Origin of the sequence: Mucilaginibacter rubeus (assembly GCF_014643835.1) — a bacterium.
In the GTDB taxonomy this organism is placed as follows: domain Bacteria; phylum Bacteroidota; class Bacteroidia; order Sphingobacteriales; family Sphingobacteriaceae; genus Mucilaginibacter; species Mucilaginibacter rubeus.
In genome coordinates, this window is sequence record NZ_BMKD01000003.1 from 434,304 (window position 1) to 450,707 (window position 16,404).

The 16,404-nt window shown below is 42.1% G+C and carries 15 protein-coding genes; 5 read left to right on the forward strand and 10 right to left on the reverse strand.

Annotation, left to right across the window (positions count from 1 at the left end):
• Positions 1–9: 9 nt before the first annotated feature.
• Entirely contained in the window at positions 10–3,255 is a 3,246-nt protein-coding gene (locus tag IEX80_RS12050; RefSeq protein WP_188833040.1) for an efflux RND transporter permease subunit, read from the forward strand.
• The gene (locus tag IEX80_RS12055) at positions 3,248–4,375 is read left to right on the forward strand and encodes an efflux RND transporter periplasmic adaptor subunit (protein ID WP_176623177.1); all 1,128 of its coding nucleotides are present in this window, start codon (positions 3,248–3,250) and stop codon (positions 4,373–4,375) included. The genes IEX80_RS12050 and IEX80_RS12055 overlap by 8 nt, the downstream gene beginning before the upstream one ends.
• A gap of 346 nt (positions 4,376–4,721) precedes the next feature.
• On the opposite strand, the gene IEX80_RS12060 is transcribed toward IEX80_RS12055, so the two are convergent.
• From IEX80_RS12060 to IEX80_RS12095, 9 genes are all read right to left on the reverse strand, one after another.
• Complete coding sequence (locus IEX80_RS12060) at positions 4,722–6,152, reverse strand: serine hydrolase domain-containing protein (RefSeq protein WP_188833041.1); 1,431 nt, start codon at positions 6,150–6,152, stop codon at positions 4,722–4,724.
• A gap of 72 nt (positions 6,153–6,224) precedes the next feature.
• Complete coding sequence (locus IEX80_RS12065) at positions 6,225–6,764, reverse strand: hypothetical protein (RefSeq protein ID WP_090531554.1); 540 nt, start codon at positions 6,762–6,764, stop codon at positions 6,225–6,227.
• A gap of 15 nt (positions 6,765–6,779) precedes the next feature.
• Positions 6,780–7,712, reverse strand: a complete 933-nt coding sequence (locus IEX80_RS12070) for an aspartate carbamoyltransferase catalytic subunit (RefSeq protein ID WP_090531556.1) — start codon at positions 7,710–7,712, stop codon at positions 6,780–6,782.
• A 167-nt stretch (positions 7,713–7,879) separates the two neighbouring features.
• A complete protein-coding gene (pyrR, locus tag IEX80_RS12075) occupies positions 7,880–8,428 on the reverse strand; it encodes a bifunctional pyr operon transcriptional regulator/uracil phosphoribosyltransferase PyrR (protein WP_090531558.1) in 549 nt (182 codons plus the stop codon).
• A gap of 78 nt (positions 8,429–8,506) precedes the next feature.
• Complete coding sequence (locus IEX80_RS27985; RefSeq protein ID WP_354437283.1) at positions 8,507–8,758, reverse strand: ACT domain-containing protein; 252 nt, start codon at positions 8,756–8,758, stop codon at positions 8,507–8,509.
• 5 nt (positions 8,759–8,763) lie between these two features.
• Complete coding sequence (locus IEX80_RS27800) at positions 8,764–8,916, reverse strand: ACT domain-containing protein (RefSeq protein ID WP_218117124.1); 153 nt, start codon at positions 8,914–8,916, stop codon at positions 8,764–8,766.
• 194 nt (positions 8,917–9,110) lie between these two features.
• Positions 9,111–11,078, reverse strand: a complete 1,968-nt coding sequence (rpsA, locus tag IEX80_RS12085) for a 30S ribosomal protein S1 (protein ID WP_091218204.1) — start codon at positions 11,076–11,078, stop codon at positions 9,111–9,113.
• A gap of 193 nt (positions 11,079–11,271) precedes the next feature.
• Entirely contained in the window at positions 11,272–11,694 is a 423-nt protein-coding gene (locus tag IEX80_RS12090; RefSeq protein WP_090531564.1) for a lipocalin family protein, read from the reverse strand.
• 40 nt (positions 11,695–11,734) lie between these two features.
• Positions 11,735–12,406: a hypothetical protein gene (locus IEX80_RS12095; protein WP_090531567.1), complete on the reverse strand. Its 672-nt coding sequence runs from the start codon at positions 12,404–12,406 to the stop codon at positions 11,735–11,737.
• A gap of 240 nt (positions 12,407–12,646) precedes the next feature.
• Here IEX80_RS12095 and tyrS point away from each other — a divergent pair, with 240 nt between their 5' ends.
• The 3 genes from tyrS to IEX80_RS12110 all read left to right on the forward strand — a co-directional run bounded on the left by tyrS (position 12,647) and on the right by IEX80_RS12110 (position 15,270).
• Complete coding sequence (tyrS, locus tag IEX80_RS12100; RefSeq protein ID WP_188833042.1) at positions 12,647–13,930, forward strand: tyrosine--tRNA ligase; 1,284 nt, start codon at positions 12,647–12,649, stop codon at positions 13,928–13,930.
• Between the two features lie 168 nt (positions 13,931–14,098).
• Positions 14,099–14,818 carry a type II RES/Xre toxin-antitoxin system antitoxin gene (locus IEX80_RS12105; RefSeq protein ID WP_229701613.1) on the forward strand — a complete coding sequence of 240 codons (720 nt, stop codon included), beginning with the start codon at positions 14,099–14,101 and terminating at the stop codon, positions 14,816–14,818.
• The gene (locus IEX80_RS12110) at positions 14,818–15,270 is read left to right on the forward strand and encodes an RES family NAD+ phosphorylase (RefSeq protein ID WP_188833043.1); all 453 of its coding nucleotides are present in this window, start codon (positions 14,818–14,820) and stop codon (positions 15,268–15,270) included. Before IEX80_RS12105 ends, IEX80_RS12110 begins: the two co-directional genes overlap by 1 nt.
• 134 nt (positions 15,271–15,404) lie before the next feature.
• Here IEX80_RS12110 and IEX80_RS12115 read toward each other — a convergent pair whose 3' ends face one another.
• Positions 15,405–16,265: a sigma-70 family RNA polymerase sigma factor gene (locus IEX80_RS12115; RefSeq protein ID WP_090466905.1), complete on the reverse strand. Its 861-nt coding sequence runs from the start codon at positions 16,263–16,265 to the stop codon at positions 15,405–15,407.
• Positions 16,266–16,404: the final 139 nt, after the last annotated feature.

The following is a 16,404-nucleotide window of genomic DNA, read 5'->3' on the forward strand; positions in this document are numbered from 1 at the left end:
ACATATACAATGGGAATGATAAAAGGGGCGCTGCAAAAACCAATTACCATATTGGTTATAGTAGCCGGGCTGTTCTTCTTCGGTATAAATGCGGTACGGACTATCAAGATCGATATATTTCCCGATCTGAACCTGCCGGTTATATATGTATCGCACCCATACGGCGGTTTCACCCCAAACCAAATGGAAGCTTACTTTGGTAAGCAATATGTTAACCTATTGCTTTTCGTATCGGGCGTAAAAAGCATCGAAACAAAAAACATACAAGGCTTAACATTAATAAAAGTTACTTTTTACGAGGGCACAAACATGGCTCAGGCCGCGGCGGAGGTCACGAGTTACACCAACCGGGCGCAGGCCGCATTCCCCCAGGGCTCGCAGCCACCCTTCATTTTGCGCTTTGATGCCTCAACGCTGCCGGTTGGTCAGCTGGTGTTGAGCAGCGCTACCCGAAGCAATAACGAATTGCTCGATTATGCTTTGGTTTACGTACGTTCGTCATTTACCTCAATCCCCGGCCTTGTTGCGCCGGCTCCTTTTGGTGGTAACCAGCGTACTATCCTGATTAAGGTCGATCCAAACCTGTTACGCTCGCACAATTTAACACCCGACCAGATCGTGGCCGCCCTGCGCGAGAATAACCAGAACACCCCGGCAGGTAACGTGCGTATAGGCGATTACAACTACCTTGCACCTTCAAACACCACGATAAAGAAAATCCCGGATTTTGGAGATATCCCGCTTTATAAAAATGGGATCCAAACCGTATTTATGAAGGATGTTGCCACTATAGAAGATGGCGCCGATATCACCAACGGCTATGCACTTATTAATGGTAAGCGTTCGGTTTACCTGCCAATCACCAAATCGGCCACGGCCTCAACCTGGGAAGTAGTGCAAAACCTGAAAAAAGCATTGCCAAAATTCCAGGCCTTACTACCCGATGATGTGAAGCTGTCGTTCGTGTTTGACCAGTCGGTTTATGTAATTAACGCGGTAAAAAGTTTGGCCGAAGAGGGCGCGATAGGGGCGGTACTTACCGGGCTTATGGTATTGCTGTTTTTAGGTGATAAACGCGGGGCGCTTATCGTGATCCTTACTATCCCCACCTGTATTATCTCGGCTATTTTCTTCCTGTCGCTGGCACACCAAACCATCAATATTATGACGCTTAGCGGGCTTTCGCTGGCGATAGGTATTTTGGTGGATGAGTCGACGGTGACAATTGAGAATATTCACCAGCATTTTGATATGGGCAAGCCGAAAGCTTTGGCTATCTGGGATGCCTGTAAGGAGATCGCGTTCCCTAAATTGTTGATCCTGTTCTGTATCCTGGCGGTGTTTGCACCTGCATTTACCATGAACGGGATTCCGGGAGCATTGTTCCTGCCGCTGGCGCTGGCTATCGGTTTCTCGATGATCGTATCTTACTTCCTGGCGCAAACCTTTGTACCAATCATGGCCAACTGGATCATGGTAAACAAACATGAAGACCACAGCCATAAAGATGGTTTTGCACTGGAGGATGAAGGTGAGCCATGGGAACAAAAAGAAAAAGCCATGAAGGCTGCCCTTGAACATACAGGCGACGAGGTAACCCGCTTTGACAAATTCAGGGATAGCTTCATGCGCCTAATGGACCGCATGTTGCCTAACCGCAAGATACTGGTAACGATTTATGTAATCGTTGCCTTTGGCCTTGCTTTCCTGTTATTCAATATCATAGGCCGTGACGTGTTGCCTAAGGTAAACTCAGGTACCTTCCAGGTACGTTTGCGGGCTGCTGATGGTACGCGTTTAGAGCGTACGGAATTAATAGCTGTTAAGGCGCAACATATATTGGGCGATATTGTGGGTAAAAACCACATAGCTATAACTTCGACATTTGTTGGCTCGCACCCTTCATCATTCTCAACCAACCCTATCTATCTGTTTATGGCTGGTCCGCAGGAATCTGTGATGCAGGTGAGTTTAACGGAGGATTATAAGGTTAATCTTGATGACCTGAAGGAAAAATTCAGGCACGAGATGGCAAAACAGTTACCCAACGTTAAACTATCATTTGAGCCGATTGAGTTGACTGATAAGATCCTGAGCCAGGGTTCGCCAACGCCTATTGAAGTAGCTATTACCGGTAAAAACAAAAAGCAAAATGTTGAGTATGCCTTTAAGGTTATCAATAAACTTAAAGATATCAAATACCTGCGCGATGTGCAGATAGGTCAATCATTTAATTATCCAACTATCGATATTAATATCGACAGGCAACGGGCCGCACAGCTTGGGGTAGGTTTAAATGATATATCACGTTCATTGGTAGCTTCAACCTCATCATCAAGGTTTACCGAAAAGAATAACTGGATTGATGAAAAATCAAACTTAAGCTACCTTGTGCAGGTACAGGTACCAGAATACCAGATGGCCAGTTTGAATGATGTTAAGGAGATCCCTGTACTGGCAAACCAGGCCCGCCCGGTTTTGGGTGATGTAGCTGATGTTAAAACAGGTACCACCTTTGGCGAAAACGATAACGTAGGCGCTGTGCCAACATTATCAGTAACGGCAAACATCAACAAAAAGGATTTGGGTACTGCAACCAATGATGTGCAGAAAGCCATTGACGAATTAGGCAAACCACCGCGCGGTTTAACAGTTGAGATGCATGGTATGAGCCAAACCCTTACCGATACGCTTAATAGCTTACAATCGGGCTTATTGGTAGCCGTATTGGTGATCTTTTTGATGCTGGCTGCAAACTTCCAGTCGTTCAAAATGTCGATGGTGGTATTATCAACTGTGCCGGCTGTTTTGTTTGGTTCATTGCTGCTGGTAAAAATCACCGGCGCTACACTTAACCTTCAATCATACATGGGTATGATCATGTCGGTGGGTGTATCTATTTCCAACGCAGTGCTACTGATCACCAATGCCGAAGAGTTGCGTAAACACAACGGCGATGCACTGAAGTCGGCCCGTGAAGCTGTAGCGTTACGTCTTCGTCCTATCCTGATGACCAGTTTGGCCATGATTGTAGGTATGATCCCGATGGCTTCCGGCTTAGGTGAAGGTGGTGATCAAACATCACCATTAGGTCGCGCCGTTATTGGCGGACTTATCGCTTCAACTTTTGCAGCGCTCCTGATATTACCATTGGTTTTTGCCTGGGTACAAGGTAATGCCACAACTCAATCTGTTTCATTAGACCCGGAAGATAAAGAAAGTAAATTTTATGTCCCTTTGCACCACCATGAATAAGCTAAAAAATAAATCAATACTGCTGCTTGCCGTTTTAGCAATGGCAATAGGCTCATTGAGTGCCTGCCACTCGGATGATAAAGAAAAGAAAGAACAACAGGAAGAGCAGGAGCAACAGGAAGCTGTTGAAACGCCCACTGTACAAATTGTGCCGGTAACCAAAGGCAGGTTAAGCAGCAACATCACCATACCTGGTGAGCTGATCCCTTACCAACAAGTTGACCTGTATGCCAAAACCAACAGCTATGTTAAAAAGCTTTTGGTTGATATCGGTTCAGAAGTTAAGCAGGGCCAGTTATTGGCTGTGCTTGAAGCGCCGGAAATTAACTCGCAATTGGCTGCGGCGCAATCTCGCATTAAACAATTTGAAGCGGTTTACTTTGCCAGCAAAGCCACCTATGACAGGTTGGTAAGCACCAGCAAAACGCCGGGTACTGTTTCACAAAACGACCTGGAGCAAGCCGAAGCTAAAAAGAACGCCGATCAGGCCAATATTGATGCCGCTAAATCCGGCTTAAAAGAAGTATCAGCTAATTTGGCTTACCTGGAGATCCGCGCCCCTTTTGATGGCGTGATCACCAGTCGTAACGTTAACTTGGGTGCCTATGTTGGTCCAGGAGGAAAAAGTACCGATCCATTGTTTACAGTTCAGGATCAGGGCCGTTTACGTTTAGTGGTATCAGTGCCTGAAATTTACACAGGCGCATTGAGCAACAAAAGTGAAGTTAATTTTACCGTAAGAGCCTTGCCAAGCCAAAAATTTACCGCCCAGGTAAAACGTATAGCAGGTGCGCTTGATGAAAAATTACGTGCCGAACGTTTAGAAATGGACGTTTACAATAAAGACAAAAAGCTGATCCCGCACATGTTTGCCGAAGTAAGTGTACCATTGCCTGCCGGCGACAGTACTTATGTTGTACCTAAAACAGCCGTAGCAACTTCGACCGAAAAGGTGTTTGTGATAAAAGTTGTTGATCATAAGGCCGTTTGGGTTGATGTTAAAAAAGGCCTGAGTAATGGCGATAGTATCGAGATCTTCGGTGGCGACCTGAAACCTGATGACAAGCTGGTAAAAGTAGCTTCAGACGAGATCAGGAACGGATCGACCTTGAAATATTAATAAATTGAAGTTCGATTAGATTCAGCCTTTTGGATAGTGCGAAGAGAAAAGAGCCCGAAAACTGAAAAGTTTTCGGGCTCTTTTTATGCGAGTGATTAAATTCCCCCCTTGAGAGTAATAGACCAGCATTAGACAATTAGAGAAATTTAAGGGCGGGGATTGAGCGATTCCCTCCCCTGGGAGGGTGTAGGGAGGGGTTTAAGCGAGATACCTAATCGTTATCAAGGCGTAGAAACACCTCCCTGCCAACACAGAATCCTAACGCACCCCTCCCAAGGGAGGGAACTGTCAATTCATGGGCCATTACTCTCGAGAGGGAAATCGCATAATCCCTGTTTCTTTTGTTCTATTTCCCCTCCGCCTGCAACTTCTTAATAATCCCCGTCCCCACAGCATCCGTACTTTCAGCAGCATTGGATAGTATAACCACTGCCAGTTTCTTATCAGCATTAAAAGCCAGGAAGCTACTGCTGCCGTAAGTGCCACCGTTATGGAAAATGTATTCTACACCATCAACCAAAATAATGTGCCAGCCGAGGGCTATTTTGGCATCTTTGCTGTAGGTGATTTGGTGGGTTAGCTCAAAAGCCTTTGATAGCTTGTCTGTACCATTTGCCATGTTTGCCTTTGCATATATCAGCAAATCATTTACCGTTGAATGGAGGGCCCCGCAGGCGGCAAGGGCGTTAAAATCCCAGGCTACTGTTGCATTACCGTATTGACTGTATACTTTGGTAAAATGGGGCAGTTGTAAAGCGCTTAAATGCTGTACTGTATTTTTCATCCCCAAGGGACTGCAGATCACTTCCTGCACCATCTGATCAAATGTTTTGCCGCTTACCTGTGATAGTATCATTCCTAATAAACCAACTCCCAAATTGGAGTATGCGTATTGTTCTCCTGGCTTACTGTTGAGTTTGCAGGTTTTTAGATAACTAAACAGTAGCCTTTTATTATAACTTTTATAGGGATTTGCTGCACTGGCAGAATCAAACTGAAGGTTTTCCGGGATCCTTGCCAACCCAGAAGTATGATTGCTTAGCGTTTGCAAAGTTATATCATTCAGTGCGACATTGGTTTTTACTGAATCGGGCAGGTATTGGGTTATGGGATCAGTTAACTTTACTTTGCCCTCGTTGGCGTAATAAGCCAGTAAAGTAGCGGTAAATGTTTTGGTAATAGAACCAATTTCGAAGATTGTATTGCCCGTTGGTAGCTGGTTATTGCCGCGGGCGGTTTCTCCGTAATTATAAGTGCTGATCTGTCCGTCTTTTAATATGCCTATGCTCAAACCTACTGTATTTACTTTTTGAATATACGGGCGGGCAATTTCATCAACCTGTTTATCCATTGGGTTGAGCAGTTTGTTGGAGGTAGGTACCTGTGTGGTTTTATCGGCTGTGACATCTTTAAATGGCTGAAACAGAAAAAGTTCAATTTTATTACCTGCATCGAGGCTCATAAGCAGTTGCAATGTTGCCGACTGAAATACCAGTTTGTAGGTACTTACTTTATTGTTAACAAAGCTGATTACCGTTGAACCTTTAATTTCATTTAAGGGGAACAATTGTTGCTCGGTAAGACTGCGGAACTGGCCCGCACTTACGGCATGCCTGAAATTAGGCCCGGTTAAGGTATAAATGGAGTCAGCTTGTTTGGCATTGAAGAATTTCTTCACCAGCACAAATACCGAATCGGTTTTGAACTGCTGATGGCTTTGGGCAAAGATTATGCCAGGGGAAAATAAAAGTAAGATAAAGCAGAACCTGAGTTTCATGAAATAATTCGTGTTTAATTAATGTCGTTTAGTCTTTATCCTGAAGGGAAAAGTTGACTTACGACTACTGACTTAAATATCCTGGTAATCTTTGGCAAAGTAATTATCGGCCAAAGGATCGGTTAGGCGCACAAAACGTTTCTCATTGTATTTCCATTTCATACGGAATATGATAACGGCAATACCGGCTCCGATGATATAATTAAAACCGATAAAAGCAAACATATCGCCGGGTTCGGCAAGTAATGTGTGCATGTCTTTGCCTTTGAAAATTAGCCAGGCTACACTTGTGATAAGGGATATTGCCAATCCGAAAATAAACCCGCCGTCGATGATACAATAGTTCCACATACCGCGTTGGCGCGAGTGCTCCCACTTTTTTACAAAGCTAATGTTGTCGATGTCCTCTTCGGTGAGGCCTTTGGCCTTAAGTTTTTCGGCCTGGGTTAATTTATACTGATAACGATAGTAACCCTGTACAAACGAGAACGGGAAAAATAAAAGAAAGATGATATTGTTGTGGTCGTAAAAATACAGTGCAACAATAACGGCAAGATAAACCAGTTCGGTTTTGTAAGTATGTTTCAGATATGTTTTAAAATTGAATTTCATATCTGAAACATGCGCTTATATGGTTGGTGTTTGTCCGGCCAGCAGGTAAAGTACAGCCATGCGTACGGCAACACCATTTTCTACCTGGTCGAGAATGATAGACTGTTTGCTGTCGGCCACATCGCTGGTGATCTCCACACCACGGTTAATAGGGCCGGGGTGCATCACAGTGATTTCTTTATCCAGCGAATCCAGAATGGTTTTGTTAAGCCCGAAAAGCATGGTGTATTCCCTTAGTGAAGGGAAATATTTAATATCCTGACGTTCCAGCTGAATGCGGAGCATATTGGCAACATCGCACCAATTAAGGGCTTTAATAAGGTTGTGTTCAACCTTTACACCTAACGAGCCTATGTATTTTGGAATAAGCGTGGTTGGGCCGCAAACCATTACTTCGGCACCCAGTTGTTTAAGGCAAAGGATGTTGGAAAGTGCCACGCGTGAGTGCAGGATATCGCCCACAATCACCACTTTTTTTCCAGCTACATCGCCGTATTTTTCACGGATAGAGAAAGCATCAAGCAAGGCCTGGGTAGGGTGCTCATGTGCACCGTCTCCTGCGTTTACGATTTGTGCTTTAACATGTTTTGACAGGAAGATCCCGGCGCCTGCGTACGGATGACGCATTACTACCATATCAACCTTCATAGCCAGGATGTTGTTTACTGTATCGATCAGCGTTTCGCCTTTGCTTACAGAGGATGATGAGGCCGCGAAGTTGATCACATCAGCCGAAAGCCTTTTTTCGGCCAGTTCAAATGATAAACGGGTACGGGTTGAGTTTTCAAAGAAAATATTAGCGATGGTAACATCCCGTAACGACGGCACTTTCTTGATCGGTCGGTTTAAAACAGATTTAAAGGTATCCGCAGTTTCAAATATCAGCTCAATATCTGCTTGGTTCAAATCTTTTATACCCAATAAGTGTCGTGTGCTCAGTCCTGCCATGTTATTTTGATTTCGGATTTCGGATGTTCGATTTCTGAATTTTTATTTTTATTCCGTCATTGCGAGGTACGAAGCAATCCCCGATTAGCAGAGACTTCTTGCATGATAGCTCTGTACAATTTGGGATTGCTTCGTACCTCGCAATGACGCTTTGTGTATATTATATTTTATTCCTGTACCTCTGAAACAAGAACGATCTTGTCCTCGCCGTCAGTATCCTTCCAGCTAACTACCACTTTTTGTGATGCGATAGAATCGACCTCGATACCCACATAATCGGCAGATACCGGGATGTGGCGCGAGTAACGGCGATCAACCAAAGCCAGTAGCTCTATTTTCTCCGGCCTGCCGAATGCCTGCATGGCATCCATAGCGGCGCGAATAGTACGGCCTGTCCACAGCACATCATCCATCATGATCACTTTTTTACCTTCAATAATAAAATCTATTTTTGTTTGATTAGGTACCAGTTGTGATTCGCGGCGGCGGAAATCGTCGCGGTAAAAGGTGATATCAAGATCGCCTTGCAGTATGTTTTTATCGGGAAGGATTTTTCTAAGTTCTTCTGCAACGCGTTTGGCTAAATAAATGCCACGCGGCTGAATACCAATTAATACTGTATTTGAAAAGTCGTTATGATTTTCAATTAACTGGCGACATAAACGTTGTATGGTAATTTGAAACTTTTGTCCGTCGAGCAGTGTTAGATTTTGCATCGTATGGGTGGATTTGGGCAAAAGTAATAATTTGTTTTCAAAAGCCCCCTCTAAATCTCCCCCGATAGGGGAGACTTTTTACAATTCAGTTATTCGGCAAGTTTTCTTAAAGTCAACATCGCCCTTTCTGCATCTTTTTTTCGCGACAAAAATATGATCATGATAATAAGCAGCTACTACGTTGCAGCTGATATTTTCATTGGCCAGCGCAGTTGCAAATACAGCGGTTAAACCAGGCGCTTCCAGTGATGAATGGATGGTTAAAGTGATCCAGGCGGCAATATAGCTGTATTCAAGATTTAGCTTATCGGCTGTTTCTTTTTTTAGAATGAGGGTTACGGCTTCCTGTTCTTTAAAAAAAAAGCTATGATAGCATCAGTGTTAATGTTACTTAATGATGATGTTGTGAAATAAACATAGTCACCTTCATTAATTACGGGTGTCATGTTTTTAAGTAGGGTATTGAGGTTGGTTTCGCCGGTGGTCATATCCCAAATATACAAAACTAACTCGCGCTCGTTTTTAACGAGTGCATAACACGGGTTTGCGTTTATAACGCCACGGGCAATACAATTGCCAAGCCCTATTAAGCGCTCATTGCAAATGAGCGCAATAAAATAAAAGGGAAACAAAAAGCCCCTCCGGATAACCAAAGGGGCTTATATAATTGCTTAAGCTAAAATTATGCTTCTTCTTCAGAGCTGTTAGCAGCAGGTGCAGCCTTGCGGGCTTTGTTTTCAGCACCTTCCATTTGCTCTTTTAACTGAGCTAATACGCTAAGATCGCCTAAAGTTGATTTTTCAACAGAATCTTTCACTTTTTTCACCGCGTTAGTAGCAGCTTTTGCTTCTTTTTTACGGTTTTCAAATTCCTGTACGCGGGCATCAGCGCGGGCTTCTTCCCAGATACGTGAGTGTGAAATAACGATACGTTTGTTTTCTTTGTTAAATTCAATGATTTTGAATTCAGCAGCTTCTTCAGCTTTTAAGCTCTTACCGTCTTCTTTAACTAAGTGTTTGGTTGGCGCAAAGCCTTCAACACCGTAAGGTAAAGCTACGATAGCACCTTTGTCGGTTACTTTGATAACAGTACCTTCATGGATCGAGTCGATAGTGAAGATAGTTTCAAAAGTATCCCAAGGGTTTTCTTCAAGCTGTTTGTGGCCTAAGCTCAGTTTGCGGTTTTCAACATCAAGCTCAAGTACAACCACGTTTAATTTTTCACCAACTTTAGTGAATTCGTTAGGGTGGTTAACTTTTTTAGACCAAGAAAGGTCAGAGATGTGGATTAAGCCGTCGATGCCGTCTTCCAGTTCAACAAATACACCAAAGTTGGTCATGTTTTTAACTGTAGCTACGTGCTGAGTACCAACTGCGTACCTTTCAGCAGCGTTTTGCCATGGATCAGGAGTTAATTGTTTAACACCTAGTGACATTTTGCGCTCTTCGCGGTCTAAAGTCAATACCTGAGCTTCGATCTCGTCACCAACTTTCAGGAATTCCTGAGGGTTACGCAGGTTTTGTGACCATGACATTTCTGATACGTGGATCAAACCTTCAACACCAGGGATGATTTCAAGGAATGCACCGTAATCAGCAACGGTAACGATTTTACCTTTCACTTTTGAACCAACCTGAATGTCTTCAGAAAGGCTTTGCCAAGGGTGAGGGGTTAATTGTTTCAAGCCAAGAGCGATACGTTTTTTCTCGTCATCAAAGTCAAGCACAACAACGTTGATTTTTTGATCCAATGCCAAAATTTCGCGTGGGTGCTCAATACGGCCCCATGAAATATCTGTAATGTGCAGTAAGCCGTCAACACCACCAAGGTCAATGAATACACCAAAGTCGGTAATGTTTTTAACGGTACCTTCCAATACCTGACCTTTTTCAAGGCGAGCAACAATTTCAGTTTTTTGGTTTTCCAGATCGTCTTCGATAAGCACTTTGTGCGATACCACAACGTTCTTGAATTCGTGGTTGATTTTAACAACTTTGAATTCCATAGTTTTACCTACATACACATCGTAATCCCTGATAGGTTTGATATCGATCTGTGAGCCAGGTAAGAAGGCTTCAACGCCCATAATGTCAACAATTAAACCACCTTTAGTACGGCTCTTAACAAAACCGGTGATGATTTCATCGTTATCAAGGGCTGAATTAATGCGCTCCCATGATTTTTGAGTTTTTGCACGTTTGCGTGAAAGTACTAACTGACCGTTAGCATCTTCCTGCGATTCAACAAAAACGTCAACTTTGTCACCGATCTTCAGATCAGGTGTGTCACGGAATTCTGATACTGATACTAAACCGTCTGATTTGAAACCTACGTTAAGTACAACATCTTTGTTGTTAACGTTAACAACAGTACCGGTGATGATTTCGCCTTTGGTGATAGAGCTGAAAGTTCCATCATACAATTTCTCAAATTTCTCACGGTCGTCATCGCTGTAGTTACCAAATTTTTTGTCGTCAGCATCCCAGTCGAAATCTTCGCTTGGTGTAGCCGCGATTTTTGATTTGATCTCTTCAATTGATATTGAATCAGCTTCTGATTCAATAGTTTCTTTTTCGCCAGCCGCTTTAACTGTACCCAGTTCAGCTTCTTTCGCTTTTAATTCTTTTTCTGCTTCTTGTTTTTTTGCCATTAAATAATTTTTCTCCTTTTCCCAATTTGTTAATTGGGACTGCAAAGGTACGGATATATTTTATTGAAAAAAGAAATTTTTTAATGTTAATTGCTTATATTCAGGCAATTTTAGGTCAGAAACGAGTTAGAATAACTTTTGATACTAATTGCCACTCTTGTAAGTCTTAATATTAAGGCCAGTTAACAAATAATTATTGCCTTTTCATAGTGTATTCTACTTCTCCCCGGTATATAGAGGAACTGCCAGAAAAATGTATGACCAGGCTTGAGCTTGTAATTTTTTTTATAGCATACCGAGTGGCCTTTTGGTCAATATCCCTTTTTACAAATAAGCTATCGCCAGCAATTTGATATTTGCCATATTCAAAAAGCCCATTACGATCTTGGGGGTTTTCAATGAATGTGCCATCGACTTTAAATTCAAAATAACTAAGCGGGTCAAGCGTAGTGGTATAATCACGATGATCAGTCAATTTATCATTAGTGTAATCATCATAGGTTTGCTCAACCCAATACCATTTTCCTATTATCGATGCGGTCTCCTTCTTGTCTTTTTTACAGGAGTAGGTTAAAATTGAATATACCGATAACAGTATGCAGATTGTTTTTTTCATTGAGATAAGGTTTTTTAACCAGTAAATATAAAGACAAACTTTAATTTGCGTTGAGTTTATTTTCTATCTCTTGAAAAATCTGCATAAAATCATTCAGCATTTCCTCGCGGTAACTGCTCAATATTTCATCCATGATCACCTCCTGCTCTGGTGTGAATGGGTTTTTCCAAACGCGCATACAGATCCGTTTTAATGCATAGGCAATCTGGTGCGTTTCGGCATAAGTATGCAGATACTGGCTTTTTTTAAAACCTTCATAAAATTTAAAGAAAACGGCAGTATCCTCAAGCCCGGCAAAGGTTAAAAAGCTTTTTATTTTATCGTCCTGACAACCTTCTAAATGGTCGTAAAATTCAGTGACACTTATTTTGCCAGTGGTCAGCAGCAGGTTATCAATAATTAACTCAAGTGCGATGTGCCCTAAAAAAAATGGTTTTACCGGCGAGTTTATTAAGGCCGGGGCTAACAACTTTTTAAGCTCATGCGAACGGGTGGTGAAAAAAGCAGATGAGTGAAAATACCGGTCGACATCAAGGTGTTTGTTCCATCCTGCTATGATCGAATTAACCTTGTTATCAGTGTGGTGCAGTTTTTCGGGATGAAGGATGATGTTTTTATCGGCGTTTTTCAGCAGGTCGGGCAGCACCGTTCCCAGCACGTGGTAACAGTTGGTCGTATCCCTGTCGAAATAAAAATGCGATAAAAAATTCATAAGCCTTGCCTTGCAAAATACCCGGTTTTGCTCAAGATACGAAATATAAGTAATTATTTGAAACAGATTTTACCTGTAGTTAACCTATATAAGCACGGATTTTTTCACGAATAGATAATTAAATCGAATTACACGAATTTTTCAAAGGGGGTATCTGCAATTAGTGAAATTCGATTCAATTAGTGAAAATTAGTGTATCAATTTCATTTATATTTGCACCTTTTTGAAACAGAACTTGATATGAACTTTGTTGAAGAATTACGCTGGCGCGGCATGCTGCATACCGAAATGCCGGGAACCGAGGATATGTTAAATAAAGGTATGGCTTCGGGGTATATCGGGTTTGATCCAACTGCCGATTCATTGCATGTTGGTCACCTTACCCAGATCATGACCCTGATCCACTTTCAGCGTTCAGGTCATAAACCATATGCTTTGGTTGGTGGGGCTACCGGCATGGTAGGCGATCCGTCGGGCAAATCTGCCGAGCGTAATTTATTATCAGAGGATGTGCTGCAGCACAACCTGGAAGCCGTAAAAAAGCAGCTTACCCGTTTCCTCGATTTTAATACCGGTGTCAACAGTGCCGAAATGGTAAATAATTACGATTGGTTCAAAAACTTTACTTTTCTTGATTTTATCCGTGATGTGGGTAAACACATTACGGTTAACTATATGATGGCCAAAGATTCGGTGAAGAAACGTTTGGAAGGCGACACAGGTATGTCGTTCACAGAGTTTACTTACCAGTTGGTACAGGGCTATGATTTTTACTACTTATGGAAGCACCATAACTGCTCATTGCAAATGGGTGGCAGCGATCAATGGGGAAACATTGTTACCGGTACTGAGCTAATCCGTCGCAAAGATAGCGGTGAGGCTTTTGCCTTAACTACCAACCTTATCAAAAAAGCTGATGGTACCAAGTTTGGAAAAACAGAAAGCGGAGCAGTGTGGCTTGATGCCGAACGCACCTCGCCATACCAGTTTTACCAGTTTTGGTTAAACACCACCGATGTTGACGCTAAGTCATATATCCGCATTTTTACTCTGCTTGATCGTGAGGTTATTGAAGCGATGGAGGTTGAGCATGATGCTGCACCACATACCCGAGTATTGCAGAAAGCACTGGCTAAGGATATCACCATCCGTGTGCATAGTGAGGCCGAATACGAAAAGGCAATAAAATCATCAGAGTTTTTATTTGGGAATATCGGGATTGAGTTTTTGAATGAGCTTAGCGATGCGGAAGTGTTAGACTTATTTGCCGGTGTACCTAATTATAATATAGCATTGAGTGAACTGGAGCAGGGCATTAATGCTGCTGATCTTTTAGCTGCTAAAACAGCTGTTTTTGCCTCAAAAGGCGAGGCTAAAAAGATGATACAAGGTGGTGGTGTTGCTATCAATAAAGTCAAAATAGGTACTGCCGATGATGTTTATAATGCAGATGCTTTGATTGGCGGTAAATTCATCGTAGCTCAAAAAGGTAAGAAGAACTATTTTTTGATAATAGCAGAATAAACTCTTAACCAGACTTACGAAGTTTCCAAAACTTCGTAAGTCTTAAAATCACAGGTCAATAACTTAATGAACAATGACTCAGTGATAAAAAGCGATAGGTTAAAACTTATCGCTTTTTTGTTGGCTTGATATTTGTAAATGCGACAAATGGTAGTTATATTTGGATAAATGTCAAAAAAGGTTTTCCATAAACAAAACGCAGCTGAAGCTAAAAAATTGGATAAATCTCCTATAGATAAGCTTTTAGGCGATTTGGAAATAACGGTAGAGAAAGAAGTTAGAATTGGCAAAAAAGTAGCTAATGAGTCGACAGAATCTATTGAAGATCAGCTTCGCAAATCACGAGAGCGTATTATGCGGTTGAAAGACCTCAGTATGAAATTGCGTGCCATTAATGCTGAAGAATTACAAGCTGTACCTGCTTATAGATCGAGCAAAATAGACTTTGAGCAAGATATAGTTGTAAAAAATAAGTCAAATCAATCAAATTCAGATGCTTTGTCTGACATTAATAATTTAAGTGATTTTGATATTATCAGTCTTGCACGTAAAGGGATCGCTAAAAGCGCTTTGCTTTCCTTCGCAAAAAAAATCTCCCTAAACATCCAGGAGCTCGCCAATATATTACATATCTCTGAGCGTACTTTACAACGCTACGAGGATGACGCCATTATCAAAACCGAGTACGCCGAAAAGGCTATTGAACTTGCACGGCTTTATACCCGCGGCGAGGAGGTTTTTGAATCGATGGATAAATTCAAGATTTGGGTTAAAACGCCATCGGTAGTTTTCAGGGGCGAGGCACCTGTAACTATCCTGGATACATCAGCCGGCTTCGATATGGTTTTTAAAGAGCTTGGCCGTATAGAGCACGGTATTTTTGCCTGATGATACTTTACCGTATTACCAAATGCAATTATGCTGCCGACCTGAGCGGCACTGGGGCTCGCTTGTATGGAGGTAGGTGGAATAGTGAAGGTAAGCCGATGCTTTATCTTGCTTCATCCCGGTCGTTAGCAGTGCTTGAGGTTTTGGTACATTTAGATCCGCTGATAATTCCGGGAAATTATTGTCTTACTGAAATAGAAGTTCCCGATAGTAAAATAATTACTGTTGAGGTTGAACAGCTACCTGCGGATTGGCGGGATATCACCGGGCCGGTAATTTTGCGCGAGCTTGGAGATGCTTTTCTGAAAAAGCAGGAATACTTATTAATGAAAGTACCCTCATCAATTGTACCTGCCGAGTTTAATTATCTGCTTAATCCTTTGCATTCCGATGCCTTTAATATTAAACTTTTAAAAAGAGAGCCTTTTAGTTTTGACAGGCGGCTTATTTAGTCATTAAGTCATTTTGATAAATCGTCATTAGTAGTTGAGGGGCGGCAGTTGTTGTATTGCAGCTAACCATGCTAAAGAAAAAAGCCACCAGTTACATAACTGGTGGCTTTTAATATCTCCTTTAAATTTTTTGATTAACCTAAGTATGATTTCAGGATCTTGCTCCTTGAAGTATGGCGCAAGCGTTGCAAGGCTTTGTCCTTGATCTGGCGCACACGCTCGCGGGTTAAATTAAACTTCTCACCAATTTCCTCTAATGAAAGCGGATGGTTGGTGCCTAAGCCAAAGAACAATACAATGATCTCGCGCTCGCGCTCAGTTAAGGTTGATAGTGAACGTTTGATCTCTTCAGATAATGACTCATTGATCAGGATCGAATCGGTGTTTGGTTCCTGGTTTTCCAGTACATCAAGCAATGTATTCTCTTCACCCTGTACAAACGGTGCATCCATTGATACGTGGCGACCAGAGTTACTCAGTGTGTCGGAGATCTTATCAACAGTGGTCTCCAATATATCAGCAAGTTCTTCAGGCGATGGTTCGCGCTCGTACTCCTGTTCAAGTTTTGAAAAAGCCTTGCTGATCTTACTTAATGAACCTACCTGGTTAAGCGGTAAACGCACAATACGCGATTGCTCGGCAATAGCCTGCAATATTGACTGGCGGATCCACCATACAGCATATGATATAAATTTAAAGCCTTTGGTTTCATCAAAACGCTTGGCGGCTTTAATCAGGCCGAGGTTACCCTCGTTAATTAAATCGCCCAGTGTGAGGCCCTGGTTTTGGTATTGTTTAGCAACAGATACAACAAAGCGAAGGTTAGTTTTGGTTAAACGCTCCAATGCCGCCTGGTCGCCCTCGCGGATCTTTTGCGCTAAAATTACTTCTTCTTCGGCGGTTATTAGGTCTACCTTACCAATCTCGTGCAGATATTTATCAAGCGATTGCGACTCGCGATTGGTAATGGATTGCGTTATTTTGAGTTGTCTCATCTATTTAATAAACCTCTCTATTCGTTATATTCTGAATAGAACGTGCAAAGCTAATATTTTGTTTCTAAAATAAAACATATAAATCAGAAATAGCAATACCAGTGTAAAATTTTATATTCAAAATTTTAAATTTATGTAT

Excerpts from the sequence above, each read along its gene's own strand:
- IEX80_RS12105 (WP_229701613.1), top strand. The coding sequence starts at position 14,099 with ATGTCAAAAAAGGTTTTCCATAAACAAAACGCAGCTGAAGCTAAAAAA.
- IEX80_RS12110 (WP_188833043.1), top strand. The coding sequence starts at position 14,818 with ATGATACTTTACCGTATTACCAAATGCAATTATGCTGCCGACCTGAGC.
- rpsA (WP_091218204.1), bottom strand. The coding sequence starts at position 11,078 with ATGGCAAAAAAACAAGAAGCAGAAAAAGAATTAAAAGCGAAAGAAGCT.
- IEX80_RS12070 (WP_090531556.1), bottom strand. The coding sequence starts at position 7,712 with ATGGCAGGACTGAGCACACGACACTTATTGGGTATAAAAGATTTGAAC.
- IEX80_RS27800 (WP_218117124.1), bottom strand. The coding sequence starts at position 8,916 with ATGACCACCGGCGAAACCAACCTCAATACCCTACTTAAAAACATGACA.
- tyrS (WP_188833042.1), top strand. The coding sequence starts at position 12,647 with ATGAACTTTGTTGAAGAATTACGCTGGCGCGGCATGCTGCATACCGAA.
- IEX80_RS12060 (WP_188833041.1), bottom strand. The coding sequence starts at position 6,152 with ATGAAACTCAGGTTCTGCTTTATCTTACTTTTATTTTCCCCTGGCATA.
- IEX80_RS12095 (WP_090531567.1), bottom strand. The coding sequence starts at position 12,406 with ATGAATTTTTTATCGCATTTTTATTTCGACAGGGATACGACCAACTGT.
- pyrR (WP_090531558.1), bottom strand. The coding sequence starts at position 8,428 with ATGCAAAATCTAACACTGCTCGACGGACAAAAGTTTCAAATTACCATA.
- IEX80_RS12090 (WP_090531564.1), bottom strand. The coding sequence starts at position 11,694 with ATGAAAAAAACAATCTGCATACTGTTATCGGTATATTCAATTTTAACC.
- IEX80_RS12065 (WP_090531554.1), bottom strand. The coding sequence starts at position 6,764 with ATGAAATTCAATTTTAAAACATATCTGAAACATACTTACAAAACCGAA.
- IEX80_RS12055 (WP_176623177.1), top strand. The coding sequence starts at position 3,248 with ATGAATAAGCTAAAAAATAAATCAATACTGCTGCTTGCCGTTTTAGCA.
- IEX80_RS12050 (WP_188833040.1), top strand. The coding sequence starts at position 10 with ATGGGAATGATAAAAGGGGCGCTGCAAAAACCAATTACCATATTGGTT.
- IEX80_RS12115 (WP_090466905.1), bottom strand. The coding sequence starts at position 16,265 with ATGAGACAACTCAAAATAACGCAATCCATTACCAATCGCGAGTCGCAA.